The organism is Streptomyces callyspongiae (genome assembly GCF_047200695.1).
Lineage (GTDB): Bacteria > Actinomycetota > Actinomycetes > Streptomycetales > Streptomycetaceae > Streptomyces.
On sequence record NZ_JBJZOM010000001.1, the window covers coordinates 267,757 to 291,881 of the forward strand.

General features: G+C 72.7%; 22 protein-coding genes and 1 riboswitch. Of the genes, 12 read left to right on the plus strand and 10 right to left on the minus strand.

Annotated features, from left to right (window positions below; all coding sequences use genetic code 11):
* Positions 1-3: 3 nt before the first annotated feature.
* Complete coding sequence (locus tag ACL06G_RS01330; RefSeq protein ID WP_412784683.1) at positions 4-678, plus strand: M15 family metallopeptidase; 675 nt, start codon at positions 4-6, stop codon at positions 676-678.
* A 17-nt stretch (positions 679-695) separates the two neighbouring features.
* Here ACL06G_RS01330 and ACL06G_RS01335 read toward each other — a convergent pair whose 3' ends face one another.
* The gene (locus ACL06G_RS01335) at positions 696-2,138 is read right to left on the minus strand and encodes an MFS transporter (RefSeq protein ID WP_412784682.1); all 1,443 of its coding nucleotides are present in this window, start codon (positions 2,136-2,138) and stop codon (positions 696-698) included.
* A 171-nt stretch (positions 2,139-2,309) separates the two neighbouring features.
* Positions 2,310-2,795: a GNAT family N-acetyltransferase gene (locus ACL06G_RS01340; RefSeq protein ID WP_412835209.1), complete on the minus strand. Its 486-nt coding sequence runs from the start codon at positions 2,793-2,795 to the stop codon at positions 2,310-2,312.
* Between the two features lie 654 nt (positions 2,796-3,449).
* On the opposite strand from ACL06G_RS01340, the gene ACL06G_RS01345 reads away from it, so the two are divergent.
* A complete protein-coding gene (locus ACL06G_RS01345) occupies positions 3,450-5,039 on the plus strand; it encodes a globin domain-containing protein (RefSeq protein ID WP_412784680.1) in 1,590 nt (529 codons plus the stop codon).
* 65 nt (positions 5,040-5,104) lie between these two features.
* On the plus strand, positions 5,105-6,151 hold the full coding sequence (locus tag ACL06G_RS01350; RefSeq protein WP_412835210.1) for a pyridoxamine 5'-phosphate oxidase family protein: 1,047 nt from the start codon (positions 5,105-5,107) through the stop codon (positions 6,149-6,151).
* A gap of 34 nt (positions 6,152-6,185) precedes the next feature.
* Here ACL06G_RS01350 and ACL06G_RS01355 read toward each other — a convergent pair whose 3' ends face one another.
* Together ACL06G_RS01355 and ACL06G_RS01360 are read right to left on the minus strand one after the other, a co-directional pair.
* Positions 6,186-6,671 carry an NUDIX domain-containing protein gene (locus ACL06G_RS01355; RefSeq protein ID WP_412784678.1) on the minus strand — a complete coding sequence of 162 codons (486 nt, stop codon included), beginning with the start codon at positions 6,669-6,671 and terminating at the stop codon, positions 6,186-6,188.
* An 80-nt stretch (positions 6,672-6,751) separates the two neighbouring features.
* A complete protein-coding gene (locus ACL06G_RS01360) occupies positions 6,752-7,648 on the minus strand; it encodes a LysR family transcriptional regulator (protein ID WP_412784677.1) in 897 nt (298 codons plus the stop codon).
* 712 nt (positions 7,649-8,360) lie between these two features.
* On the opposite strand from ACL06G_RS01360, the gene ACL06G_RS01365 reads away from it, so the two are divergent.
* Positions 8,361-8,885, plus strand: coding sequence for a hypothetical protein (locus ACL06G_RS01365; protein WP_412784676.1), 525 nt, complete (start codon positions 8,361-8,363; stop codon positions 8,883-8,885).
* Between the two features lie 118 nt (positions 8,886-9,003).
* On the opposite strand, the gene thiC is transcribed toward ACL06G_RS01365, so the two are convergent.
* A complete protein-coding gene (thiC, locus tag ACL06G_RS01370; RefSeq protein ID WP_412784675.1) occupies positions 9,004-10,809 on the minus strand; it encodes a phosphomethylpyrimidine synthase ThiC in 1,806 nt (601 codons plus the stop codon).
* Positions 10,802-10,913: riboswitch (TPP riboswitch) on the minus strand. Its footprint overlaps the gene before it by 8 nt.
* A 70-nt stretch (positions 10,914-10,983) precedes the next feature.
* Between thiC and ACL06G_RS01375 the strand changes: the two genes are divergently transcribed.
* Entirely contained in the window at positions 10,984-12,483 is a 1,500-nt protein-coding gene (locus tag ACL06G_RS01375; RefSeq protein ID WP_412835211.1) for a YibE/F family protein, read from the plus strand.
* Here ACL06G_RS01375 and ACL06G_RS01380 read toward each other — a convergent pair.
* Positions 12,389-12,610 carry a DUF5326 family protein gene (locus ACL06G_RS01380; protein WP_412784673.1) on the minus strand — a complete coding sequence of 74 codons (222 nt, stop codon included), beginning with the start codon at positions 12,608-12,610 and terminating at the stop codon, positions 12,389-12,391. The two genes, ACL06G_RS01375 and ACL06G_RS01380, sit on opposite strands and share 95 nt — an antisense overlap.
* A gap of 170 nt (positions 12,611-12,780) precedes the next feature.
* Positions 12,781-13,098 carry a cupin domain-containing protein gene (locus tag ACL06G_RS01385; RefSeq protein ID WP_412784894.1) on the minus strand — a complete coding sequence of 106 codons (318 nt, stop codon included), beginning with the start codon at positions 13,096-13,098 and terminating at the stop codon, positions 12,781-12,783.
* 55 nt (positions 13,099-13,153) lie between these two features.
* Here ACL06G_RS01385 and ACL06G_RS01390 point away from each other — a divergent pair, with 55 nt between their 5' ends.
* From ACL06G_RS01390 to ACL06G_RS01410, 5 genes are all read left to right on the plus strand, one after another.
* On the plus strand, positions 13,154-13,531 hold the full coding sequence (locus tag ACL06G_RS01390; protein WP_412784672.1) for a phage holin family protein: 378 nt from the start codon (positions 13,154-13,156) through the stop codon (positions 13,529-13,531).
* The gene (locus ACL06G_RS01395) at positions 13,531-14,076 is read left to right on the plus strand and encodes a low molecular weight protein-tyrosine-phosphatase (RefSeq protein ID WP_412784671.1); all 546 of its coding nucleotides are present in this window, start codon (positions 13,531-13,533) and stop codon (positions 14,074-14,076) included. The genes ACL06G_RS01390 and ACL06G_RS01395 overlap by 1 nt, the downstream gene beginning before the upstream one ends.
* On the plus strand, positions 14,073-14,972 hold the full coding sequence (locus ACL06G_RS01400; RefSeq protein WP_412784670.1) for a fructosamine kinase family protein: 900 nt from the start codon (positions 14,073-14,075) through the stop codon (positions 14,970-14,972). Before ACL06G_RS01395 ends, ACL06G_RS01400 begins: the two co-directional genes overlap by 4 nt.
* 18 nt (positions 14,973-14,990) lie before the next feature.
* Positions 14,991-16,175, plus strand: coding sequence for a cystathionine gamma-lyase (locus tag ACL06G_RS01405; protein ID WP_412835212.1), 1,185 nt, complete (start codon positions 14,991-14,993; stop codon positions 16,173-16,175).
* Positions 16,176-16,288: 113 nt separating this feature from the next.
* On the plus strand, positions 16,289-17,431 hold the full coding sequence (locus tag ACL06G_RS01410) for an LCP family protein (RefSeq protein WP_412835213.1): 1,143 nt from the start codon (positions 16,289-16,291) through the stop codon (positions 17,429-17,431).
* Positions 17,432-17,505: 74 nt separating this feature from the next.
* On the opposite strand, the gene ACL06G_RS01415 is transcribed toward ACL06G_RS01410, so the two are convergent.
* From ACL06G_RS01415 to ACL06G_RS01425, 3 genes are all read right to left on the minus strand, one after another.
* On the minus strand, positions 17,506-18,237 hold the full coding sequence (locus ACL06G_RS01415) for a hypothetical protein (protein WP_412787745.1): 732 nt from the start codon (positions 18,235-18,237) through the stop codon (positions 17,506-17,508).
* A 222-nt stretch (positions 18,238-18,459) separates the two neighbouring features.
* Positions 18,460-19,560 carry a metallophosphoesterase gene (locus ACL06G_RS01420; RefSeq protein WP_412787746.1) on the minus strand — a complete coding sequence of 367 codons (1,101 nt, stop codon included), beginning with the start codon at positions 19,558-19,560 and terminating at the stop codon, positions 18,460-18,462.
* Positions 19,561-19,813: 253 nt separating this feature from the next.
* Positions 19,814-20,938 carry a LacI family DNA-binding transcriptional regulator gene (locus ACL06G_RS01425; protein ID WP_412787747.1) on the minus strand — a complete coding sequence of 375 codons (1,125 nt, stop codon included), beginning with the start codon at positions 20,936-20,938 and terminating at the stop codon, positions 19,814-19,816.
* 397 nt (positions 20,939-21,335) lie between these two features.
* On the opposite strand from ACL06G_RS01425, the gene hisC reads away from it, so the two are divergent.
* Together hisC and ACL06G_RS01435 are read left to right on the plus strand one after the other, a co-directional pair.
* Entirely contained in the window at positions 21,336-22,415 is a 1,080-nt protein-coding gene (gene hisC, locus ACL06G_RS01430) for a histidinol-phosphate transaminase (protein WP_412787748.1), read from the plus strand.
* 187 nt (positions 22,416-22,602) lie between these two features.
* Positions 22,603-24,120 carry a cytochrome ubiquinol oxidase subunit I gene (locus tag ACL06G_RS01435; protein WP_412787749.1) on the plus strand — a complete coding sequence of 506 codons (1,518 nt, stop codon included), beginning with the start codon at positions 22,603-22,605 and terminating at the stop codon, positions 24,118-24,120.
* The last annotated feature ends 5 nt before the right edge of the window (positions 24,121-24,125 follow it).

The following is a 24,125-nucleotide window of genomic DNA, read 5'->3' on the forward strand; positions in this document are numbered from 1 at the left end:
GCCATGACCGAGATCATTCTGATGTCCGACCCGAGAGTCGCAGCGGTTGAGGTCCAGGAGTGCGGTGAACCGCTCGTAGACGTCCGACGGGCCGGTCCCGTACTGATCGACGAGCGGAAACGGCAGGATTCGGCGGGCGCTTTCGTCCACCTCCGGAAAGGAGTACTGGTCCGGCTCCTCGAAGCACAGGACCTGTTGCCGCGGGGCGTGCAACTCCTGTTCGTCGAGGGCTATCGCCCGCCCTCGCTCCAACGTCGCTACTTCGAGGCGTACGCGGCACGGCTCCGGGACGCTCACCAGGAGTGGTCCTCCGAGCAGGTCCGTTCGGCGGCCAGTCGCTTCGTGTCCCCGCCCGAGATCGCGCCCCACAGCGCGGGCGCCGCCGTGGACCTGACCCTTGCGGATGACGACGGGCGTGAACTCGACATGGGCACGCGCATGAACGCGACTCCGGAGGAGAGCGAGGGCGCCTGCGCCACGGCAGCCGACAACATCGGCCGTGAGGCCCGATCCCGTCGGGACCTCCTGGGCTCGGCACTCACGACGGTCGGCCTGGTCAACTACCCCACGGAATGGTGGCACTGGTCCTACGGGGATCGCTACTGGGCCCTGGCAACAGGAGCGCACGCCGCCCACTACGGACCCGCGGAACTCGACCGGTCGCAGCCGACCGCGTAACAGGCCCCGCCCTGCGGTCACTTCTCCGCGGTCGTGACGGTTCGGGGGATCAGCCGGGCGCTGAGCAGGCCGAGTGCCGCCGAGGCGACGGCGCTGCCGATCGCGACCCATCGCAGCAGGCGTTCGATCGACCCGCCGAGGCCGTGCTCGGTCGCCCCCACCTCGATCAGCGTGGCCCCCGCTGCCACGCAGATGCCGGCGATGCCGATCACCAGGGCCAGGGTGACCCCGGAGGCCTGCCCGGCGCGTTCCGAGGGCACGACGGTCTGTGTGCCGACGCTGCCCATCGACCATCCGATGCCGTAGCCGAATCCGGTCAGTGCCAGCCCGGGCAGGTAGGTGGCGAAGCCGCTCCCGAGCGACACCAGGAACAGGCCGACGGCGCCGACGAGGGTGGCGAGGGCCATGGTGCGGGGGATGTCGAAGTGCTCCCCGAGGTGTCCCGAGAGCGGTCCCGTCACGCCCAGGGCGACCGAGGTGGCCAGGAAGATCACCCCGGATCTCAGCGGCGAGTTCCCCTCGGCCTGCTGGAGGTACACGGTGGCGCTGTACATGGCCACCACGAAGGAGATGTTGGCGACCGTCGACATCAGGGTGACCACGACGTACGGCTTGTTGCGGAACAGGTCGAGTGCGACGAGCGGCCACCGGGCGAGGTGTTCCCGGATCACGAAAGCGACGAGGAGCAGCACGCCGAGGACGGCCGTGACGCTCGTCCAGGCCGGTGACCAGGTCGTCGAGCGGTCCACGGCGAGTGTCACCGCGGCGATGCCCAGGGCCACCGCGAGGACCCCGGGGAGGTCGACGGAGCGCGGCACGGTGGTGTCGCGCGACTCGCGCACGCCCACCCACACCACGGCGATGGCGAGGGCGACGACGGGGACGTTGATGAGGAGGACCACGCGCCAGCTGAAGAGTTGGGTGAGGCCGCCGCCGACGAGGGGGCCGAGCGCCAGGGCCAGCGCGCCGATGCCGTAGGCGTTGCCGATGGCGCGCATGGTGCGCTCGTGCGGGTAGGCGTCGGTGATCGCGGCGATGGCGAGGGGGAAGAGGACGCCCGCGCCGACACCCTGGACGATGCGCAGGGTGATGATGACCTCCGGGGTGGAGGCGAGGCCCGCGCCGAGCGAGCAGACGCCGAACAGCGCCAGTCCGACGATCAGGACCTGTTTGCGGCCCAGGATGTCGCCGAGGCGTCCGCCGGGGATCAGTGCCGCCGCGACCGCCAGCATGTAGCCGCTGAGCACCCATTGCAGGTCGGTGGTCGTCGTGCCGAGTTCCGAGGCCATGTCGGGCAGGGCCAGGTTGAGTGCCAGGAAGTCGAGTTGGACGACGAAGATGCACAGGGACGCGGCGAGCAGCGTGAGCCCCAGGTGCACCTGCCCGTCGGCGGAGGGCGCGCCGGGCGTGGTGGTGGCCGGAGCGACGCGGTGTCTCGGGCGGGGCAGGCCGAAGTGCAAGGGCGGGCTCCCGTGTCTGTGGACGAACCGGCGGCAGACGGTTGCGCGGGCCCGCCCATTGTGATCCCTCGACGCGGACATGTGGCGCATTTCGCCCATGTCGCGGGCCGTGGCACATGAGTGGCCCGCCGGCCGTGCGCGGCCGTACGCCCGTCCGGGGCGGGGCGGTGTTCAGTCGGTCGGGGCCAGCGGCTTCTTGAATCCCAGGTGGGAGGCCTCGAAACCGAGGCGCTCGTAGAACCGGTGGGCCTCGGTGCGGGTGGCGTCGGAGGTCAGCTGCACCAGGGCGCAGCCCTGGCGGCGGGCCTCCTCGACGGCGTGTTCGAGGAGCCGGGTGCCGAGTCCGGTGCCCCGGGCGTCTGCGTGGACGCGGACGGCCTCGACGAGGCCGCGGGCGGAGCCCTTGCGGGAGAGTCCGGGGATGACGGTCAGCTGGAAGGTGCCGATGATCCTGCCGTCCGCCTCGGCCACGGTCAGGTGCTGGTGGGGGTCGGCGGCGATGTCGGCGAACGCGGCCTCGTAGGGGGTGAGGTCGTCGGGGCTCTCGCGTCCGGCCCCGAGGGGGTCGTCGGCGAGCAGGGCGACGATCGCGGCCAGGTCGTCCCGGGTGGCGGGGCGCAGGGTGGCGGCGGGGCTTCCGGTGCGCTCGGCTGTCATGGGGCGCAGCGTACGCGGGCCGGTGGCGCCCCGGTCGGTGTTCGGCCCGGCGCGACCGAGTGCGGTCGGGGCCGCGGTGATTCGGGACGGGCCGGCCCGCGGGCGCCGTGATGTGTGTCTCAGTGGGAATCGTGACGGCGGCGTGAAGGAGGTTCGGGCCGCCGGTCCGGTGGGCGTCACCGATCCGCACCGGAAAAAGTTACTTGCCCGTATTCGCAGAGGGTGATCGGCGGGAGGAATCGGCCGGTCGCCGGCGGGCAATTCCGGTTCGATGCCGGGATGATCGGAAGGAAATCCCCAACGGCGAATCCATGGCGGGGATTTCGTGTCGTGCCAGGTAGGCGCGGGGTGCTCCGGGGCGCCGGGCGGGAACGCCGCGCGGCTGTCCCGTGCTTACCGGAAGGACGCGGTGCGGATCTTCGCAAGACACGTGAACACGCACCGTATCGTCATGACATTCTCATGAGGGGTGGATTCTCCGAATTCGGTGGAAGCGCGAGCGGGGCTTGTGGATCGATGCCATAACGGTATGGTCGAGTCCGCATCGCCGGGTTGTGAGGGCGCGGCCGATGCCTTCAGGGGGTCTCATATGCAGGCACTTGCCGACTTCCGGCGTGCGCGGACCGAGGGAAGACGTTCGAGGCGAGGCAGACCATGACGACCACGTCGGCCGGAAACGGCGCTTCTCCGGGTGACAGCGGTGAGTGGAGCTGGTTCGCTCCGGCGAAGAAGTCCCCGCCGCACCCGCAGGACGAGGGCGGTCAGGAGCGTGAGGACGGCCCTGCGCCGCATCGTCCGGTGGCGCCGATCCGTCCGGTGGGCTCCGGCCCGGAGACCGGCCGGTACCGGGAGGCGACGTCCGCGTACGGTGGGCGGGGCCCCGGCGCGCCCGCGTCGCCGTACGGCCCCACCGCGCCGAGGGGGCAGGAGCACGCCCAGCCGTTCGAGGACCTGCAGCGCGTCGACGCGCGGGCTCCGCACCCCGGTCACACCCCCGCCGCCCCGCCCGCTCCGGCAGCCCCTGCGCTGCCCCCCGCCGGGCAGGCGCCGGGTGCCGGGGAGCCGGCGCGTGAGCCGTCGGCCGACGCGGTGCTGATCCGGCGCACCCTCGAGGAGATCGGGCCGGTGGCAGACTCGGTCACGGCGTACTTCTACGCGATGCTGTTCGTGCAGCATCCGCAACTGCGCGAGCTGTTCCCCGCGTCGATGGACGCCCAGCGCGACCGGCTGCTCCAGGCGATTCTGACCGCGGCCCGGCTGATCGACGACCCCGAGCCGCTGACCGAGTACCTGTCGCATCTGGGGCGGGGCCACCGCAAGTACGGCACCTCTCCCGAGCACTACCCTGCGGTCGGCGAGTGCCTGCTGGGCGCGCTCGCCCAGTACGCGACCGTCACCTGGAGCGACGAGGCGGAGGCAGCCTGGGTGCGGGCCTACACCGCCATCTCGCAAACCATGATCGACGCTGCTGCCGAGGACGAGAAGCATGCGCCGGCCTGGTGGAACGCCGAGATCGTGTCGCACGAGATGCGCACCCGCGACATCGCGGTGATCACGGTCCGCCCGGACCAGCCCTACCCGTTCCTCGCCGGGCAGTACACGACTCTGGAGACGCCCTGGTGGCCGCGCGTGTGGCGGCACTACTCGTTCGCGGCCGCCCCGCGCTCCGACGGACTGCTCAGTTTCCACGTCCGTTCGGTGCCCGCCGGCTGGGTGTCCAGCGCGCTGGTGAACCGGGCCCGGCCGGGCGACGTGATCCGACTCGGTCCGCCCGCCGGGTCGATGACCGTGGACCACGCCGCGGAGCACGGGCTGCTGTGCCTGGGCGGTGGCACGGGTATCGCGCCGATCAAGGCGCTGGTCGAGGACGTCGCCGAGCACGGCCGTTCCCGCCCGGTCGAGGTGTTCTACGGGGCACGGCACGACCACGAGCTGTACGACCTGCAGACCATGCAGCATCTGGAGCAGCGCCATCCGTGGCTTTCGGTGCGGCCGGTCGTCTCCACCGGCGGTTTCGCCGGGCGGCGCCCTTCGGTGAACGCGGAAGCCATGGGCCCGGCGCTGCTGTCCGGCGATCTGCCCGAGGTGGTGCAGCAGCACGGGCCGTGGTCCTCGTACGTCGGCTATCTGTCGGGTCCGCCCGGTCTGATCCGCAGTGGTGTCGATGTCCTGCGGGGCGCCGGCATACCGCCGCATCGGATACGTCACGACTCCCTCGAGGAACTCGTCGCCGCGGCCGAGTGACGGCATGATGGGTCGCCTTGTCCGCGCAGAGCCGCGCCGGGGAAGCGATGAAGGAGAGACCGCAGGTGTCACACGCCGAGATGCGCCCGGGCAGCGACGGCGAGCACGTGCTGCAGCAGCGCCTGGGTACCGAGGAGCGCGCCGACCGGTTCTACGAGCAGCAGGTGCTGGACCACCTCAATCCGCGCATGCGGGAGTTCGTGCTCGCCCAGGAGATGTTCTTCCTGGCCACGGCGGACCGTCATGGTGAGTGCGACAACTCGTTCCGCGCCGGGCCTCCCGGCTTCCTGCGGGTGCTCGACGAGCGGACGCTGCTCTTCCCCGAGTACCGGGGCAACGGCGTGCACGCGTCGTTGGGGAATCTGCAGGAGAACCCGCACGTCGGGATCCTCCTGATGGACTTCCTGCGGGCCCGGATCGGACTGCACGTGAACGGGCGGGCCGAGGTGCACGAGGACGCCGCCGTGCGCGCGGAGCACCCGGACCTCCCGGTCGATCCGGTGCCGGGGCGCCGGGCGCAGCTCTGGGTGAGGGTGCGGGTGGAGGAGGCGTACATCCACTGCGCCAAGCACATACCCCACCTGCAGAAGGTGCCCAAGGACGCGGCGCGCCACTGGGGGACGGACGACCACAAGCGCAAGGGCGGCGACTTCTTCGGTTCGGCGCGGCAGGCGCGGGACCGGGAGCCCCGAGCGTGGCTGCCGCGCGCGCAGGAGGTGCCCCGGTCCGGGCCGGTGGCGGCGGCCGGCGCATCGGAACCGGAGGTGGCCGCACCGGGAGGGGCGGCGGACACCCTGTCGCTGCCCCGGCAACCCCATGGCCCCCGGCACGACGCTGCGGCCGCTCCGCAGGAGGTTCATGTTCATGCCCCGCAGGCGGCGGCCGAGCCGGTGCAGCCGGCCCCGGTGGGCGACGCGTCCCCGCAGCCGGGTGCGGGACAGCCGGGCAACGGGGCCGCCGACGGGGCGGCCGCCGTGATCGCGGCGCGGGGGGCCGTGCCGGAGGGCGAGAACCCCCAGGCGTGGCGCAGGGAGGCCGAGCGGGCGCTGGCCGACGCGCAGCAGCGGGCGACCGGCAGGGAGTCCGCCGCGTTCCAGGGATGGTTCGGCTGAGCGCAGCCCGTGCCGTGCCCGCGGGGGCGCGGAGTCACGCGAGGTCGGGTGCCAGCAGCGCCCGGACCCCTTCCAGGTTGCGGTCCAGGTAGGAGCGCAGTGTGGGGGGTACGACATCGACCGAGGCGATGCCCTCCCGGCTGAAGGGGAGGCGCACGATCTCGTACTCGCCGCACGGTTCCTCGACCTCCGGCCCGTGGCGCCGTGCGAGGTCCATCGACTCCAGTCGGCAGACGAAGAAGTGCTGGATCTTCACTCCGTCCGCGGCGTCCTCGGTGGGGTGCGGCACGGTGTCGACGAAGGCGGGGACGACGTCGGCGACCTTGGCGCCGAGTTCCTCGTCCATCTCGCGGTGCAGGGCCTGCACGACGGTCCCGTCGACGTCGGGCTCGACACCGCCGCCCGGCGTGATCCAGTACGGCGCGAGACCGGGCTTGGTCCGTTTGATCACGATCATGTCCGTGCCGTCGAGGAGGATGGCGCGGGCCGTGCGTTTGACCACAGGACGTTCAGGGGCCATGCAGGAGGTCTGGCCCGTCCCGCCGCGGTTGAAACCCGCCCGGCGCGACGGCGCCGCCCTCTCCGTCGATCGCCGGGCGCTCACCAGCCGACCGCAGCGCGGAGCAGCCACTCGTGGGTGCGGGCGATGTGCGGCAGGGCGAGGGTTCCGGCCCGGACGGTGAGGAAGTAGGTGCGCAGCGGCGGCACCGCGGGCTCCATCAGGGTGCTGAGGTTCCCCCGTCGCAGCGGGTCCGCGCACAGGTAGCGGGGCAGCACGGCCATGCCGGCGCCGGTGAGCACGCACTGCAGGACGGCTCGCAGGTCGGGGGCGACGAGTGCCCCGGACTTCAGCAGCGGCCGGTCGAAGACGGTGGTCCAGTAGCGGGTCATGAGCGGCATGCTCTCGTGCACCGAGAGGGCCGGGACCTCGTCCAGCACGCCCGGGCCCTTGTCCCGCACGGCGGAGGGCCCGCCGAGCGCGGACAGCCAGCGGGGTGCCGCGACGAGGACGAGTTCCTCGTCGCACAGGGGGGTGGTGGAGAGCAACCGGCCGCGGGGGAGTCCCGTGGTGAGGGCGAGGTCGCTGTGGCCCGCGGCGAGTCCTTCGAGGCTCTCCTCCGTGGAGCCGAAGGCCGCGCGGAGGTGGAGTCCCTGTTCGACGAGGGCGGCCAGGGCGGGCACCGCGCGGAGGGAGACGAACTCGGGCGGCCCGGCGAGGTGGACGGTGCGGGGTGCGCTGTCCTGGTCCGGCAGGTTCTCGGTGATGCCGGTGAGCGCGTCGAGGTGGGGGGCGACCTTGCGCGCGAGTTCCTCGCCGACTGCCGTGGCGGTGACGCCGCGTGCCATGCGGTGGAACAGCGGCCGCCCGATCTGGCCTTCCAACGAGCGGATCTGCCCGGTCACGGCCGGCTGGGAAAGGCCGAGGAGGGCGGCTCCCCGTGTGAACGAGCCCGCCCGGTGCACCGCGAGGAACGTGCGCAGCAGGGCGAGGTCCATGGAGGTCTCCACTGGTCGGGTCGGCGCGATCCCGCGGCTCCGGCGGGGGACGCCGCAGGGCGCGGGTCGCTCTGTGTCGTCGCGCCCGGCCGGTCGTCACTGTCGGTATCGCAACGATAAATATATCGATAGGCACGTGTCATTACCGTGATTGGACACTGACGCTGAGTCAACTAGCCTTGTCGTGCGGTTCTTCGCGCGGTGAAAAGGGCGCTTCGAGACGGGTGGGGGGAGTCTCGAGCCGGCCGATCCCCGCCGCGGACCGCATCGTCCCCGGGGGTTCGGGGCGTTGGGGGGCGCACGGGGGGTGCGCCGAACGGGGGCCGCATCGGGGGTGCGGCCCCCGTCGGCAGTCCGCAGGGGTCCGTCCGTCGGCGTGCCGTACACGGCGGCTGCCCCTCCTCGGTCCGCCTCCGCCCTCTCCACGACCGTCACGAAGCCGGGCCGTGCCCGTGTCTGCGTCGCCGCTCCGCGGAGTGTCACAGTGCTGCCGCGCGCTGTGGAAGGTCTGCAACGGCTCCCCGTCGGCGTGAACATCGTGTCCCATTCCCGGCCCGGGTGCGGGCGTCGCGCGAGGAATGTGCCGGTGCCGGGGCCCGTTCGTCCCCGCCGCGTGAGGAACGGGGAGATGCCCGGGAGGAGGGACGCGGAAGCCGCCGGGACGCCTCTACTCTGCCTGTCGGCACCGCGCACCACGGCAGATTGGACGGCCATGAGCAACCCCCACGGCCCCCCTCCCACCGATCCGTACTACGGGCCCGGCGGCGGGCCCCCGCCCGCCGGTCCCGGTCCCGGTCCGCTGAACCATCCGCAGGGCCCGGGGCAGCCGCCTCCTCCCCACGGGCCGGGGCCCGCGGGCCCGCCGTACGGCGGCGAGCCCGTGCAGCGGCCCTACGAGACCGCCCCCCACGCCCCGCAGTCCCCGCCGGAGCCTCGGTACGACCGGCACCGCGACGGAGAATCGCCGTCGCGGCGAACGGCCCTGGTGGTCCACACGCTCGCGGACATCGCCGCGGCGATCCTGGGGCTGTGGATCGTCCTGTACCTGTTCGACGCCAACCAGGGCAGCGGGTTCGTGCAGCTCGTGCAGGGGCTCGCGGAATGGCTCGCGGGATGGTCGCAGGACATCTTCACCATGGAGAACGAGCACGTGCGGATGGTGCTCAACTTCGGGCTGCCGGCCGTCGTCTACCTCTTCATCGGTCACGGCGTCGCGGCGAGGATCCGCAGGGGCTGACACTCCGCCCCTCCTCCCGGCCGGGTTGCGGGGGCGGTGGGAGAGCTTCCGAGCGGTCGCTGCTCCCGGCGCCCCCGCAGGCCTCACTCCGTGAGCGGGACCGCGCGGCCGCCGCGGCTCATTCCGCCAGCGGCAGCCGGATGCGGTGGCCCGAGGCGGCGAACTCCCGGGACTTCCGCAGCATGCCCGCGGCGATCTCCTCCTCCGTGGCCTCCTCCCGCTCCGCCGCGTCGCCGCCGAACCGCTCGGTGATGTCCCGGCTGATCCGCATCGAGCAGAACTTCGGCCCGCACATGGAACAGAAGTGGGCGGTCTTCGCGGGCTCGGCGGGCAGCGTCGCGTCGTGGAACTCCCGTGCCGTGTCCGGGTCGAGCGACAGATTGAACTGGTCCTCCCAGCGGAACTCGAACCGGGCGTCGGACAGCGCGTCGTCCCACTGCTGCGCGCCGGGATGGCCCTTCGCCACGTCCGCCGCGTGCGCCGCGATCCGGTACGTGATCACGCCCGCCTTCACGTCGTCACGGTCCGGCAGCCCCAGGTGCTCCTTGGGCGTCACGTAGCAGAGCATCGCGGTGCCCCACCAGCCGATCATCGCGGCGCCGATGCCGGAGGTGATGTGGTCGTGGCCGGGGGCGATGTCGGTGGTGAGCGGCCCGAGGGTGTAGAACGGCGCTTCGTCGCAGATCTCCTGCTGGAGGTCGATGTTCTCCTTGATCCGGTGCATCGGCACGTGCCCAGGACCCTCGACCATCGTCTGCACCTCGCGGGACCTGGCGATCCGGGTCAGCTCGCCGAGGGTGCGGAGTTCGGCGAACTGCGCCTCGTCGTTGGCGTCCGCGACCGAGCCCGGCCGCAGGCCGTCCCCGAGCGAGAACGTGACGTCGTAGGCCCGCAGGATGTCGCAGAGTTCCTCGAAATGGGTGTGGAGGAAGTTCTCCCGGTGGTGCGCGAGGCACCAGGCGGCCATGATGGAGCCCCCGCGCGAGACGATGCCGGTCCGGCGCCGGGCGGTCAGCGGCACGTACCGCAGCAGCACCCCCGCGTGGACCGTCATGTAGTCGACGCCCTGTTCGCACTGCTCGACGACGGTGTCCCGGTAGATCTCCCAACTCAGCTCCTCGGCCTTGCCGTCCACCTTCTCCAGTGCCTGGTAGAGGGGAACGGTGCCGATCGGGACGGGCGCGTTGCGCAGCACCCACTCCCGCGTGGTGTGGATGTTCCGCCCGGTGGAGAGGTCCATGACGGTGTCCGCACCCCAGAGGGTCGCCCAGGTCATCTTCTCCACCTCCTCCTCGATCGAGGAGGTCACGGCGGAGTTGCCGATGTTGGCGTTTACCTTCACCAGAAGGTTCTTGCCGATGGCCATCGGCTCGCTCTCCGGATGGTTGACGTTGGCCGGCAGCACGGCACGCCCGGCCGCGATCTCGTCGCGCACGAACTCCGGCGCGAGACTCTCCCGCACGGCCACGTATTCCATCTCCGGAGTGACCTCGCCCCGTCGGGCGTGGGCGAGTTGTGTGACGGCCACCCGGCCCCGCGCCCGGCGCGGCCGGCGCGGGCGCCCGGGGAAGACCGCGTCGAGGTTCCGCAGTCCACCGCGGGGCGAGGTGTGCCGGAGACCGTCGTCCTCCGGCCGCGGTTCACGGCCCGGGTACTCCTCCGTGTCGCCCCGGGCGACGATCCAGTTCTCCCGCAGCGGGGGCAGCCCGCGGCGGACGTCGGTGTCGATGGCGGGATCGGTGTACGGGCCGGACGTGTCGTAGAGCGACACGTCCGATCCGTCGGTGAGGTGCACCCGGCGGACCGGGACCCGGATGTCCGGGCGCGACCCGCTCACGTACCCCTTGTGACGGCCCGGACGGCGCGACTGGGCGCCGTCGCCGGACGGGGCGTTCCGGGGCGTGCGTGCATCCTGCGTGGTCATGTGACCCACTCCCTACGCCGGCATTACCCGGTACAGGTTCGGCGGTCGGCGCAGTCGTTCAGCGCCCTCTCAGCCCCGTGCTCGGAGCTCCCGCGATGTGCAAAAGCGGATCCACGCTAGCGGCTCGCGGCAGGGGACTGCCAGGGGGCCTGCCCCTCTTGCGATGATCGGGCGGTGACCACACCACCTCCACCGGCCCGCCGGCAGTCCGGACGACCCGGCACCGTTCTGCCGGGAAACCGAACCCGGGGAGAGGGCGAGCCGCCGGCCCGCCCCGCCGCACCGGCGACATCCGAGCACGGCCACTCCCACGGCCACGCCCACGGCCACGCCCACGGGCACGGGCCGGCGTCGCCGGCCTCCCGCCACCTGCGCACGGTCATCGCCGCCGTCCTCGTCCCGTTCGCCGCCGCCGTCCTTGCCGGCCTGGTGGCGCTCTGGCCCGGCGGTGCCCCCGGCCACGGCGACAGCGGCAGTGCGGGCATCGGCTTCGACCGCCCCACCTACGACGCCCGGGTCACCACCGTGCGCGCGGTGGACTGCGCCGACGTCGACGTGCGCACGTCGCCCGCTCCGGGACAGTCCCCGGACCCCGGGGCCGGGACGCCCGCCGCGGGCGGCGGCACCTGCCGCAAGGCGACGGTCGAGGTCACCAGCGGGCCCGGCACCGGGCGGACGTTCACCCACATCGTGACCCCGCGCGCCACCCGCACACTCACGGCCGGGCAGCAGGTGGTGGTCGCGCACGCCGAGAACGCTCCGCGCGACCTGCAGTACTCCGTGATCGACGTCGACCGCGACCTGCCGCTCACGCTGCTCGCCGGGATCTTCGCCGCGGTGGTCGTCCTCGTCGGCAGGCTCCGCGGCGTACTGGCACTGGTGGGTCTGGCGGTGAGCTTCGCGGTGCTCACCGTCTTCATCCTCCCGGCCATACTGCAGGGCTCCGACCCGCTGGTCGTCGCCGTCGTCGGCGGCAGCGCGATCATGCTGACCTCGCTGTACCTGTGCCACGGCCTGTCCGCACGCACTTCGGTCGCGGTCCTGGGCACCCTGGCCTCACTGCTGCTGATCGGCGTGCTCGGGTCGGTGTTCATCGACTGGGCCGGGCTGACAGGCGACACCGACGACCAGACGGGACTGGTCCACGGCCTCTACCCCGACATCGAGATACGGGGACTGCTGCTGGCCGGCGTGATCATCGGGTCGCTCGGTGTCCTGGACGACGTCACCGTCACCCAGACCTCGGCGGTGTGGGAACTCAAGGAAGCAGACCCCGCCGCCGGTTGGCGCCGCCTGTACGGCGCGGCGATGCGCATCGGCCGGGACCACATCGCCTCGGTCGTGAACACCCTGGTCCTCGCCTACGCCGGAGCGGCGCTCCCGCTGCTGCTGTTGTTCACGATCGCGCAGAGCAGTGTCGCCTCGGTCGCGGGTTCCGAACTCGTCGCCGAGGAGATCGTGCGCACGCTGATCGGTTCGATCGGGCTGGTCGCCTCGGTGCCGGTGACGACGCTGCTCGCCGCCTTCGTCGTCTCCGCCGACCGCGGCACGCGTACCGCGGACACCGGCAGGAACCGGGTCAGCGGTCGTCGCGGTAGGAGGAGGAAGACGAACCGAACTGGCGGACCAGATACACCAGGCCGCCGACCAGGGCCGCGAACAGCAGCACCTTGAACAGCAGGCCGACCAGGAACCCGACCACGCTGGCGATCAGTCCGCCGAACACGACGAGCGCGATCACCGGGATGGCGATCCACTTCACCCACCACGGCATGGTGGCCAGTACGTCCCTCACAGCCATGACACCCTTCCGTCCCTGTCCGGGGCCGCGCCGGCGCACGTCCGGCGCCGACGTTCTTCTTCGATGCTAGAACGCCCGGCAGCGCGGTGGGAGGGCGGCCGACCCGGACGTTTCCCTGAGTCACCCCCGTGCCCGGCCCCCACGGGGCGGCCCGCCCGGGCCCGGGCTGCTCAGCCTGACGGCGGCGAGAACACCACCATGACCCGCAGGTCCTCGCTGATGTGGTGGAAGCGGTGCGGTACGCCCGCCGGGACGTACACCACGCTGCCGCGCGCGACGGCCGTCGTCTCGTCGCCCACCGTGAGGGACGCCCGCCCGCTGACGACCAGATACACCTCGTCCTGCCGGTGGGGCTGCTGCGGGTCCGTCCCGCCCCGGTCCAGGGCGTACAGGCCGACCGACATGTTCCGTTCGCGCAGGAACTGCAGGTACGCGCCGTCGTGGGCGGCGCGTTCCGCCTCCAGGTCCTCCAGACGGAATGCCTTCACCTCGCCGACCCCCACCTCTTGCTCGATCACCGCGCCCTGATGGAACCATCAGCCTATGACGAACTTCCTCATCAAGACCGCCGCCAATGCGGCTGCCCTGCTGGTCGCCGTCTGGCTGGTCGCAGGGATCACCCTCACCGGCGAGAACACGGGCCGCCAGGCTCTGACCCTGGTCCTCGTCGCGCTGATCTTCGGACTCGTGAACTTCGTGGTCAAGCCGATCGTGAAACTGTTCTCGCTCCCGCTGCTCATCCTCACACTCGGCCTGTTCACCCTGGTGATCAACGCACTGATGCTGTGGCTCACCTCGTGGCTCGCGGACGTCGTCGACCTGAGCTTCCACGTCGACGGCTTCTGGGCGGCACTGCTCGGCGCCCTGATCATCTCGCTCGTCTCCTGGGCCCTCAACGTGATCCTTCCGGACGACGACTGATGGCCCGGCGCGACGACCGCTACCGGGTGTGCTTCGTGTGCACCGGGAACATCTGCCGCTCCCCCATGGCCGAGGCGGTGTTCCGCGCCCGGGTCGAGGAAGCGGGCCTCGCGGACGCGGTCCGCACCGACAGCGCGGGCACCGGGGGCTGGCACGTCGGCGACCCCGCCGACCCCCGCACCCTGGCCGTGCTGCACGAGGCGGACTACGTCCTCGACCACAGCGCCCGGCAGTTCGACGCCGACTGGTTCGCGGGGATCGATCTGGTCGTCGCGCTGGACGAGGGGCACCGCCGGGCCCTGCACCGCCTCGCCCCGAACAGCGGCGAGGCGGGCAAGGTCCGGCTGCTCCGGTCCTACGACCCCCGGGCCGCGGCGTCCGGCGACCTCGACGTCCCCGACCCGTACTACGGGGGCGACAGCGGCTTCGCCACCTGCCTGGAGATGGTCGAGTCCGCCGTGACGGGCCTGCTCGCCGAGGTGACCGCCGCCGTGGAGGACCGCGCCTCCGGCCGGGACGGCGCTACGGGGACCGGCGTCCGGTGAGTGCCGGGGCCCGCGTCGCGCGGCGGGCCGCCGAACTGCTCGGCGGCCCGGCGGGCGACGCCCGCCCGGTCCCCGGCGGCGACATCTGCGAGGCATTCCGCCTCGACGCCGGCGGCCGGGCCGTCTTCGCCAAGACGCTGACGGCCCCTCCGCCCGGATTCTTCCGGGCGGAGGCGGCCGGCCTCGCCCTGCTCGGCGGCTCCGGCGCGGTGGCCGTCCCCGAGGTCCTCGCCGTCGCGGACGACCTGCTGGTGCTGGAATGGGTCGAGCCGGGACGACCGGGCCCGGAGGCCGCCGAACGCCTGGGCCGGGACCTGGCCGCACTCCACGGCACGCCCGCCGAGGCGTGGGGGACTCCCGGCCGTCCCGCCTACCTGGGGCCGCTTCCTCTGCCCTCTCCCCCGCAGCCGCTCACCTCCGCCGGGGACTGGCCGGCCTTCCACGCCGAGCACCGGCTGCTGCCGTTCGTCCGGCAGGCCGTCGACCGCGGCAACCTGGCCGGGGACGACGTACGGGCCGTGGAGCGGCTCTGCGACCGGCTCGACGAGGTGGCGGGACCGCCGCAACCTCCGGCCGTCATCCACGGCGACCTGTGGTCGGGCAACGTGCACTGGGCCGCGGACGCCCCGGCCGGCTCCCCGCAGCCCGGACGGGCCCGCCTGCTCGACCCCGCGGCGCAGGGCGGCCACCCGGAGACCGACACCGCGATGCTGCAGCTCTTCGGCTGCCCGTTCCTGGAGCGGGTCCTCGCCGCCTACGACGAGGCCCGGCCGGTGCCCGGCCGCGCCGCACGCGTACCGCTGCACCAGCTCCAGCACCTCCTGGTGCACGCCGTGCTGTTCGGCGGCGGATACGGTGCCCGGTGCGGGGCGGCCGCGCGTGCCGCACTCGGCTGACCAGGGAGGACCCACCGGATGAACGACAGCGACGCGACCAGGGTCGTGCGGGCCGGGCTGCCGGACGAGGAGCCGTACGCGCCCCCGCTCCCCGGCCCCGTCTTCGCCGCGCACTACCACCTGCCCGGCGACGTCACCGGCGCCCCGTACGCCTACGGCCGGGACGCCAACCCGACATGGACGGCGCTGGAACGGGCGATCGGCGCACTCGAGGCACCCGGCAGCCGCACGGACACCGCGCCCGACGCGGCGCCCCGCCCCGACGCCGAGGACACGTCCCGACTCCCGGTCCACACCCTCGCGTTCGCCTCCGGCATGGCCGCGATCTCCGCCACGCTGCTATCCCAGCTCCGGCCCGGTGACGCCGTCGTGTTCCCCTCGGACGGCTACAACCTGCTGCGTCCCGTGGGTGAGCGGCTCGAAGGCTTCGGCGTGGAGGTGCGTACCGCACCGACCGGCGGGGACGGGCAGCGCGCACTCCTCGACGGTGCACGGATGCTGTGGATCGAATCCCCTTCGAACCCGGGGCTGGACGTCTGCGACATCCGGGCGCTGGCGGCCGAGGCGCACCGCGGGGGCGCACTGGTCGCCGTCGACAACACGCTCGCCACGCCGCTGGGGCAGCGCCCGCTCGAACTGGGAGCGGACTTCTCCGTCGCGTCCGGCACCAAGGCGCTGACCGGGCACGGCGACCTCCTCCTCGGCTATGTCGCCTGCCGGGACGCCGCACTCGCGGACGACATCCGGCTGTGGCGGAAGACGGTCGGCGCCGTTCCGGGCCCCATGGAGGCCTGGCTGGCGCACCGTTCACTGGCGACGCTGGACGTGCGGACGGCGCGGCAGGCGGAGAACGCGCAGGCCGTCGCCCGGGCCCTGCGGGGCCGCCGCGAGGTGGCGGGTGTGCGGCACCCGGGCCTGCCGGAGGACGCCGCACACCCAGTGGCGTCCCGTCAGATGGTCCGGTACGGCTGCGTGGTGTCGTTCACGCTGCCCGACCGGGCCTTCGCCGAACGGTTCCTGGCGGCACTGCGGCTGGTCGACGACGCCACCAGCTTCGGCGGCGTGCGCACCACCGCCGAACGGCGGGGCCGCTGGGGCGGCGACGACGTCCCGGAGGGCTTCGTACGGCTCTCGGTGGGCGTCGAGGACGCCACGGACCTGGTCGCCGACGTGCTCGGCGCCCTGGACGCGGCCGCGGCCTGAGGCGGACCCGTCCGCGGGCGGCGTCCGAACCGGCCCGTTGCGCCGATTCCCGGCATTCGGCGGATGCGCCGGAATCCGGGGCGGACAACACGGATCGGCGCAAGAATGCGCGCATGACGCGTACCGGAAACACGGTCGAGGAACGAACAGGTGCCCTCCCGGGGGATGAGGACGGCGCGACGGGGACCACGGGCGGCCGGGGCGGCGCCGGCACGCCGCAGCCGGGGCGCCGCAGGGCGCCGCGGCTGCGGAAGGTGCTGGTGTGGACTCTCGCCGCGGCGCTGCTCCTGCTCGGCGCGAGCGCGGGGTACGGCTGGTGGCGGGCCGATCGCGCGGCCGACTCGGTCGCCCGCATCCCCCACGCGCTGCCCGACCTGCCGGAGCGGCAGCAGCCGCCGCCGGCCGACGGGGTGACCTTCCTGCTCGTCGGGCTCGACACCCGCTCACCGGTGCCGACCACCGGTGAGGCGGCGCAGGCCCCCGCATGGCGGGTGGGTGCCTCCCGCAGCGACACCATGATGCTGTTCCACCTGTCCGGCGACCGGTCGGACGCCACCGTGGTGTCGCTGCCGCGCGACACCTGGACCGACATACCCGGGCACGGCCGCGCCAAGCTCAACGCCGCCTACTCCTGGGGCGGTCCGGCGCTGGCCGTGCGCACCGTGCAGGACCTCACGGGCGTCAGGGTCGACCACCTGGCCGTCGTCGACTGGAACGGCTTCCGCAGCCTCACCGACGCCGTCGGCGGGGTGGACGTCACCGTAGCGCGCGACGTCCCGGGGCTGGGCGGCGCACCCGCCCGGCGTGCCGGCAGGCACCATTTCGACGGTGAGGAGGCGCTGGCCTACGTACGGGAGCGCAAGGGGCTGCCCCGCGGCGACCTGGACCGGACGAAGCGTCAGCAGAACTTCCTGCGCGCCCTGATGCAGCAGGTCCTCAGCGCCGACACCCTGTCGAGCCCGTCACGGGTGAGCGGACTGCTCGACTCCGTGGGCCGGGTCGTGGGCGTGGACGAGGAGCTCAGCAACGGCGACATGTACGACCTGGCGTGGAGCATGCGCGGACTGCGGTCCTCCGACGTCCGGTTCCTCAACGCGCCCGTGTCCGGGCTCGACACGATCGACGGCCAGTCGGTGGTGCTGCTGGACCGCGGGCGTGCGGAGCCGCTGTGGCGGGCGATGCGCAACGATGCCCTGCCGGAGTACCTGGCGGCACACCGGACGGACGGACTCGGCGGCCCGGACTCCGTACGGTGAGCCGCCGCGCGGCACCCCGCCCTGCCGCGGGTGCCGCCGGCTCCGGCGGGCGCCGGAAGGGCGGCGGGGGACGCTCACGCCGTCGTCCCGCCGTCGCCCGCACCGCCTCCCTCGCCGTCGTCCGGCCGGTACCCGGCCTTCTCGAGGCCGGCGCCGGCTTCCCGCAGGAACGGCAGGATGCCGTTCTCCAGCAGCGCCGCGCGCCAGGCGGCCCGCGCCGCCGCCACCTGCTCGGCCGGGTCCGGGTCGCCCGGGCCGGGCGTCCGGCGGGCCGCGGCCCGTGGGCCGTTGCGCAGCGCGGCCAGCAGGATCCCGCACATGCCGAGGAGTGCCGTGGCCGCGGCGAGAACGACGAAGATCCACCCCGTGTCCCGCACCGGGGCGGCGAGGGCCGGTTCCGGACGGAGCAGGTGCAGGCCGTAGCCCAGCAGCAGGAGGACCACGGCCGCCGCTCCCGCGAGCATGGGTGCCAGCACCGACACCACGGCGACCATTCCGGCGCCGCTGCGGTCGGCGAGCCGCTCCCGGGTGGTGGGGCCCGCCGGTGCCGGCCCCGCCGGCGGAGGAGCGTTGCCCGGGCGCCGGAACTCCGCGCGCAGCGACACGAAGTGCCGGTACTCGGCGCCCGCGCAGGCGGCGATGGGCTCGGCCGCGCTCAGCGCCATGCTGCGCAGCTGCGCCCGGCCCGGTCGCCGGCCGCCGCCTGCGGAGGGGTCCGGGAAGGTGTGCGCGGTGCGCAGCGCGTCGTCGAGGAGCCGCTCGAATTCCGGGCGGTCCTCCCTGAGGAGGTGCGGAGTGCTGTCCATGGCGTCCCCCGGTGCTCCGTAGGTCCGTGGGTACCGCGGTGCGGTGCCGGTGTGCCGCGTGTGTCCGGCACCGACCCGAGGAGAGCTACGGTCGGAAACCGATGGTAGAGCGGACACCGCCGTCGGTGACAGGGAGTTCACCGAATCCGGCCGGGTATGTCCGCTCCGCCCGCGGTGTCGTGGCCTGTCCGCCGGGGCCGTCGGCGCCGCCCTGGAACGGGCTCAGGCGCGGCCGGAGAGCGGGGCGGGTGCCACGGGGAGGCGGGTGACCAGCAGCGTGCCGTCCATGGTGACGCCGCCGTCCATCGCCACGGCCAGTCCGTCCGCGTAGACGTGGGGGCCGGTGACCTCAACCGGTTCCGTCTCCTCCGCTCCCGGCTCGCCGAGCAGGTAGGGGATGGGGCTGTGGCCGTGCACGATGCGGTTGCCGCCGAAGGTGTCGAGGAACTCGCGGGCGACGCCGCTGCCGGAGTCCTCGTCGCGGAACGCGAAGCGCTTGGTGAAGCGGCGGAAGAGGTCCCAGGTCTCGTCGGCGTCGGCGCGCTGGATGGCCTGGGTGACCGCGTCGTTGACCTCCTCCACCGTGGTGCCGTAGTCGAGGTAGCAGGTCGCGTCGGAGTGCAGCAGCAGGTGGTCGTCGGTGACGGCCATGGCGTCCAGCCGGGACATCCACTGGATGTGGTGTTCCTGCAGGCGTTCCATGTCTCCCTGCTGGCCGCCGTTGAGGAGCCAGGCGGCCTGGAACGAGGCTGTTCCGGCTGTCGAGTTGACCGGCGTGTCGCCGAACCGCTTGGCCCCGAGAAGCAGGAGTTCGTGGTTGCCCAGCAGGGCTTTGCAGTAGCCGCCCGCGGCGGCGGCCTCCGCCGAGAGCTGCATGACGAGTTCGATGACGCCGATGCCGTCGGGGCCTCGGTCGGTGAAGTCGCCGAGGAACCACAGCCGCGCGGTGCCGCCGCTCCAGTGGTCGTCGGCGTCGACGAGGTCGGCGGCGCGCAGTGCGCCGCGCAGTTCGTCGAGGTAGCCGTGGACGTCACCGACGACGTACAGCGGTGACGTCCCGTCGGTTGCGGGATCGCCGGCGGGGGAGGGCATGTCGATCAGCGTGGGTTCCTGTCCGGGTGCCGTCGTTCCGGAGTGGGGTGGGGGCAGGTCGTGCCGTGGGCGGGTGCGGAGGTCGGGGCCGGAGGTGGCGTGCGGGCCGCGGGCCGGTGCGGAGCCTCCCGTCGCCGGGGCTGCGGCCGCGTACGGCGGGGCCGTACCGCCGCGAGTCGCGTGCGCCGCACCCTGCCAGCCACCGGGTGCCTGTCCGGCCCTCTGGACCATCGATCCCTCCACCATCGCGCGCCGCCGTGCACCTGCCGGACTCCTGCCCCTGGCGGGCGCCCGCGGCCCGGTGGTGTTCCGGGTCGCGCACCGGTCCCGGTGTCGTGGGCCCATCATAGGAACGAGGCGGGTGCCGTGGGACACACCTGGGTCGGCATTTGCGCGGTGGATCGCGGCCGACCCGTCCGGCTGTGCGCATTCCTCCCGATTTCTCGTGCCGCGCCCGCTGAGGGGTGCGTGTGCCGTCCCGGTCTCATTCGACGGTGGGGCTCCTCGGTGCGCTGATGGTGGTGCGGGGAGGGCGCCGGTGGGAACTGGTCCGCACGATGAGGTCGGTGGGCATCACCTGCTCGACGGGCCGGGCGGAGCCGCCGTTCTCGATGGCGTCGATGAGCAGCTGGACCACGGTGTTGCCGATACGTCCGGGCTTGAGGGACAGCGTGGTGATCGGCGGCTCGGTGGAGGCGTAGACGGCGGACTCGCTGCAGCAGACCAGCAGCAGGTCGTCGGGGACGCGGAGTCCGTAGCGGCGGGCGGCGGCCAGCAGGTCGGTGCCGTTGGGGTCGAACAGCCCGTACACGGCGTCGGGCCGGTCCGGTCTGGCGAGTAGTCGGTCGGCGGCGACGGCGCCCGCTGCCGGGTCGTGCGCGGGGTAGGCCTCGACGACGGGTTCCTGGTCCACGCGCCCGCACCAGTCGAGGTAGGCGCGGGTGGACAGTCGGGTGTAGGTGTCGGTGCTGGTGCCGGTGAGCAGGCCGATGCGGCGCGCGCCCGACTCGGCGAGGTGGTCGAGCAGGCCGTGCACGGCCGCCTCGTGGTCGTTGTCGACCCAGGCGGTGACGGGGAGGGTCTCGGCGGGCCGTCCGTCGGAGACGACGGGGATTCCGGAGCGCACCAGTTCGGTCACCACCGGGTCCTGGTCGGAGGGGTCGATCACGACGGTGCCGTCGAGCGCGACGTTGGACCAGATGTCGAAGGCGCTGTGCCGGGAGGTGGCGGGGAGGATGACGAGGGCGTATCCGCGGGCCAGCGCGGCGGACGTTGCGGCGCGGGCCATCTCCGCGAAGTAGGCGAACTCGGTGAAGGTGAAGGGTTCTTCGCCGTACGTCGTGACGGTCAGGCCGATCAGGCCGGATTTACCGGTGCGCAGGGTGCGGGCGGCGGCGGACGGCCGGTAGCCGAGGCGTTCGGCGACGGCGCGGACGTGGCTGCGGGTGGCGTCGGGCAGCCGGCCCTTGCCGTTCAGCGCGTCGGAGACAGTCGTGATGGAGACACCGGCTGCGGCCGCGACGTCGCGGATGCCCGCGCGCACCTGCCGTCGGCGTTCCGTGCGTGAGCCTGATGCCCGACTCACCTGATGCTTCTCTGCTGCTGTCATGGCGCCCCGATCGTAGGCCCGCGACCCTGCGTCGACGGGAGCGAACGTCGAGGGGGTGGAAGTCACGATTCTGCACGACGGTCGGCCCCGAACCCCCTTGGAAACAAGGGTAGTTGACCTTGCAGACAAGGAGATCACTGCTTTTCGGACTCGTTGCCCCCGCACCTTGCGGAAGGTTGCGATGCGGTTGCAACTCACCCGTACGAGGGACGCGCGCCACAGCTCGCGCCACCGGCGTGCGACGGTGCAAGTGCGCCGGGCGGACGGTTCGGCGTACCCCGGACGAGGTGCCGCATAGGCTTGGGGACGCCAGGCCGCGCCGCGGTGGGCGACGGCGACCCCCTCGCGCCGGCGGCGCCGGCGGAGCCATCCCCGAGAGGGTCAAGGAGGACCTGCGGTGAACGAGACGACGCCCAGGCTGCGTGCCGTGCTCGACGACATCCCGACCTACAAGCCCGGCAAGCCGGGCGCGGCCGGTGGTCCGGTGAGCTACAAGCTCTCCTCGAACGAGAACCCGCACTCGCCGCTTCCCGGTGTCATGGAGGCCGTGACCAAGGCGGCGGGCTCGTTCAACCGCTACCCGGACATGGCCTGCACCGGGCTCATGGAGGCCCTCTCCCAGCGGTTCGGCGTCCCCGCCGACCACCTCGCCACGGGCACCGGCTCGGTCGGTGTGGCCCAGCAGTTGCTGCAGGCCACCGCCGGCCCGGGCGACGAGGTGATCTACGCCTGGCGCTCCTTCGAGGCGTACCCGATCATCACGCGGATCTCCGGGGCCGCCTCGGTCCAGGTGCCGCTGACCGCGGGCGAGGAGCACGATCTCGACGCGATGGCGGACGCGATCACCGACCGCACCCGGCTGATCTTCGTCTGCAACCCCAACAACCCCACCGGTGTCGCCATCCCGCGCGGGAAGCTGGAACGTTTCCTGGACCGGGTGCCGCGCGAGGTACTGGTGGTGCTGGACGAGGCCTACCGCGAGTTCGTGCGGGACGAGGACGTCGTCGACGGGCTGGAGCTCTACCGCGACCGTCCGAACGTCTGCGTGCTGCGCACCTTCTCCAAGGCGTACGGCCTGGCGGGGCTCCGCGTCGGCTTCGCCGTCGCCCACCCGCAGGTCGCCGCCGCGCTGCGCAAGACCGCGGTGCCCTTCGGCGTGAGCCAGCTCGCGCAGGACGCTGCCGTCGCCTCGCTGGACAGCGAGGACGCGCTGCTGGAGCGGGTGGAGGGCCTGGTCGCCGAACGGGCCCGGGTCTCCCGCGAGCTGGTCGCCCAGGGGTGGACCGTCCCGCGGTCGCAGGCGAACTTCGTGTGGCTGCGGCTGGGGGAGCGCACCGTCGACTTCGCCGCCGCCTGCGAGAAGGCGGGGGTCGTCGTCCGGCCCTTCCCGGGCGAGGGGGCGCGGGTCACGATCGGCGAGACCGAGGCGAACGACCTGTTTCTGCAGGCGGCGGCCGCCTTCCGCAAGGACCTGTGACGCCCGGGCCCGCCCCGAGCAGGAGCCGGGGCGGGCCCGCGACCGTCGGCGTTGCCTCCGCGCAGCCCGGATGTGGCTGCTCTCACGTCCGCCGGGTGCAAAACCACAGGTCGGAACGGGGGATAATAGCTTGTGAATGTGAACTCATTCACAAGCTATTCCTTGCGCGACCGAAGGAGGCGGCGGCGTGGACCTCGCCCTGGCCCCGGAGACGCTGGCCCGTTGGCAGTTCGGGATCACCACCGTCTACCACTTCCTCTTCGTCCCCCTGACGATCTCGCTGGCCGCGCTCACCGCCGGGCTCGAGACCGCCTGGGTCCGCACCCGGAACGAGACCTACCTGAGAGCCACCAAGTTCTGGGGCAAGCTCTTCCTGATCAACATCGCCATGGGGGTCGTCACCGGCATCGTGCAGGAGTTCCAGTTCGGCATGAACTGGTCGGACTACTCCCGCTTCGTCGGCGACGTCTTCGGTGCCCCGCTGGCCTTCGAGGCCCTCATCGCCTTCTTCTTCGAGTCGACCTTCATCGGACTGTGGATCTTCGGCTGGGACAAGCTGCCGCCGAGGATCCACGCGGCCTGCATGTGGACCGTCGCCGCCGGAACGATCCTCTCCTCGTACTTCATCCTGGCCGCCAACTCCTGGATGCAGCACCCCGTCGGCTACCGCATCGACCCCGGCACCGGACGCGCCGAACTCACCGACTTCCTGGCCGTCCTCACCCAGAACACCACGCTCGTCGTCGTCTTCCACACCCTCACCGCGGCCTTCCTCACCGGCGGCGCCTTCGTCGCGGGGATCGCCGCCTGGCACCTGCGCCGCGGCCGCCACGTACCGGTGATGCGCACCTCCCTGCGGCTCGGGCTGGTCACCCTCGTCGCCGGCGGCGCCCTCACCGCCGTCAGCGGCGACCAGCTCGCCAAGGTGATGTTCGAACAGCAGCCCATGAAGATGGCGGCGGCCGAGGCCCTGTGGGAGTCGGAGTCCCCGGCACCGTTCTCCCTCTTCGCCTACGGCGACGTGGGCGAAGGACAGCAGGGCCACAACACCGTCGCGGTCGAGATCCCCGGGCTCCTCTCGTTCCTGGCCCACAGCGACTTCTCCACCACCGTCCCCGGCATCAACGACGTGGTCGCCGCCGAGCAGCAGCAGTACGGCCCCGGCGACTACCGGCCCAACATCCCCGTCACCTACTGGGGGTTCCGCTGGATGATCGGCTTCGGCATGGCGTCGACCGCCCTGGGCGCCGCCGGTCTCTGGCTCACCCGCCGCCGCTTCCTGCTCGCGCCGGAGCTGCGCACCGGAAGCGACGAGGTGCCGCTGCTCGCCCTCACCCGCCGCCGAACCCTCGGCCCGGCACTCACCGACGGCTACTGGCGCCTCGCCTTCCTCACCCTCGGATTCCCGCTGGTCGCCAACGCCTGGGGCTGGATCTTCACCGAGGCGGGCCGGCAGCCCTGGGTCGTCTACGGCGTGCTGCGCACCCGCGACGCCGTCTCACCCGGCGTCTCCCAGACCGAGGTCCTGCTCTCCATGACGGTGTTCACCCTGCTCTACGCCGCGCTCGCCGTCGTCGAGATCCGGCTGTTGGCGAAGTACGTCACCGCCGGCCCACCCGCACTCACCGACACCGACCGCAACCCGCCCACCCGCGTCGGCGGCGATCCGGACGACCCCGACCGGCCGATGGCCTTCTCCTACTGAGGAGC

What these genes read in the sequence shown, in the direction of transcription:
- ACL06G_RS01410 (WP_412835213.1), top strand. Translation starts at nt 16,289, where the DNA reads ATGACGCGTACCGGAAACACGGTCGAGGAACGAACAGGTGCCCTCCCG.
- ACL06G_RS01365 (WP_412784676.1), top strand. Translation starts at nt 8,361, where the DNA reads ATGAGCAACCCCCACGGCCCCCCTCCCACCGATCCGTACTACGGGCCC.
- ACL06G_RS01330 (WP_412784683.1), top strand. Translation starts at nt 4, where the DNA reads ATGACCGAGATCATTCTGATGTCCGACCCGAGAGTCGCAGCGGTTGAG.
- ACL06G_RS01415 (WP_412787745.1), bottom strand. Translation starts at nt 18,237, where the DNA reads ATGGACAGCACTCCGCACCTCCTCAGGGAGGACCGCCCGGAATTCGAG.
- ACL06G_RS01380 (WP_412784673.1), bottom strand. Translation starts at nt 12,610, where the DNA reads ATGGCTGTGAGGGACGTACTGGCCACCATGCCGTGGTGGGTGAAGTGG.
- thiC (WP_412784675.1), bottom strand. Translation starts at nt 10,809, where the DNA reads ATGACCACGCAGGATGCACGCACGCCCCGGAACGCCCCGTCCGGCGAC.
- ACL06G_RS01425 (WP_412787747.1), bottom strand. Translation starts at nt 20,938, where the DNA reads ATGACAGCAGCAGAGAAGCATCAGGTGAGTCGGGCATCAGGCTCACGC.
- ACL06G_RS01345 (WP_412784680.1), top strand. Translation starts at nt 3,450, where the DNA reads ATGACGACCACGTCGGCCGGAAACGGCGCTTCTCCGGGTGACAGCGGT.
- ACL06G_RS01395 (WP_412784671.1), top strand. Translation starts at nt 13,531, where the DNA reads ATGGCCCGGCGCGACGACCGCTACCGGGTGTGCTTCGTGTGCACCGGG.
- ACL06G_RS01405 (WP_412835212.1), top strand. Translation starts at nt 14,991, where the DNA reads ATGAACGACAGCGACGCGACCAGGGTCGTGCGGGCCGGGCTGCCGGAC.
- ACL06G_RS01420 (WP_412787746.1), bottom strand. Translation starts at nt 19,560, where the DNA reads ATGGTCCAGAGGGCCGGACAGGCACCCGGTGGCTGGCAGGGTGCGGCG.
- ACL06G_RS01355 (WP_412784678.1), bottom strand. Translation starts at nt 6,671, where the DNA reads ATGGCCCCTGAACGTCCTGTGGTCAAACGCACGGCCCGCGCCATCCTC.
- ACL06G_RS01340 (WP_412835209.1), bottom strand. Translation starts at nt 2,795, where the DNA reads ATGACAGCCGAGCGCACCGGAAGCCCCGCCGCCACCCTGCGCCCCGCC.
- ACL06G_RS01390 (WP_412784672.1), top strand. Translation starts at nt 13,154, where the DNA reads ATGACGAACTTCCTCATCAAGACCGCCGCCAATGCGGCTGCCCTGCTG.
- ACL06G_RS01360 (WP_412784677.1), bottom strand. Translation starts at nt 7,648, where the DNA reads ATGGACCTCGCCCTGCTGCGCACGTTCCTCGCGGTGCACCGGGCGGGC.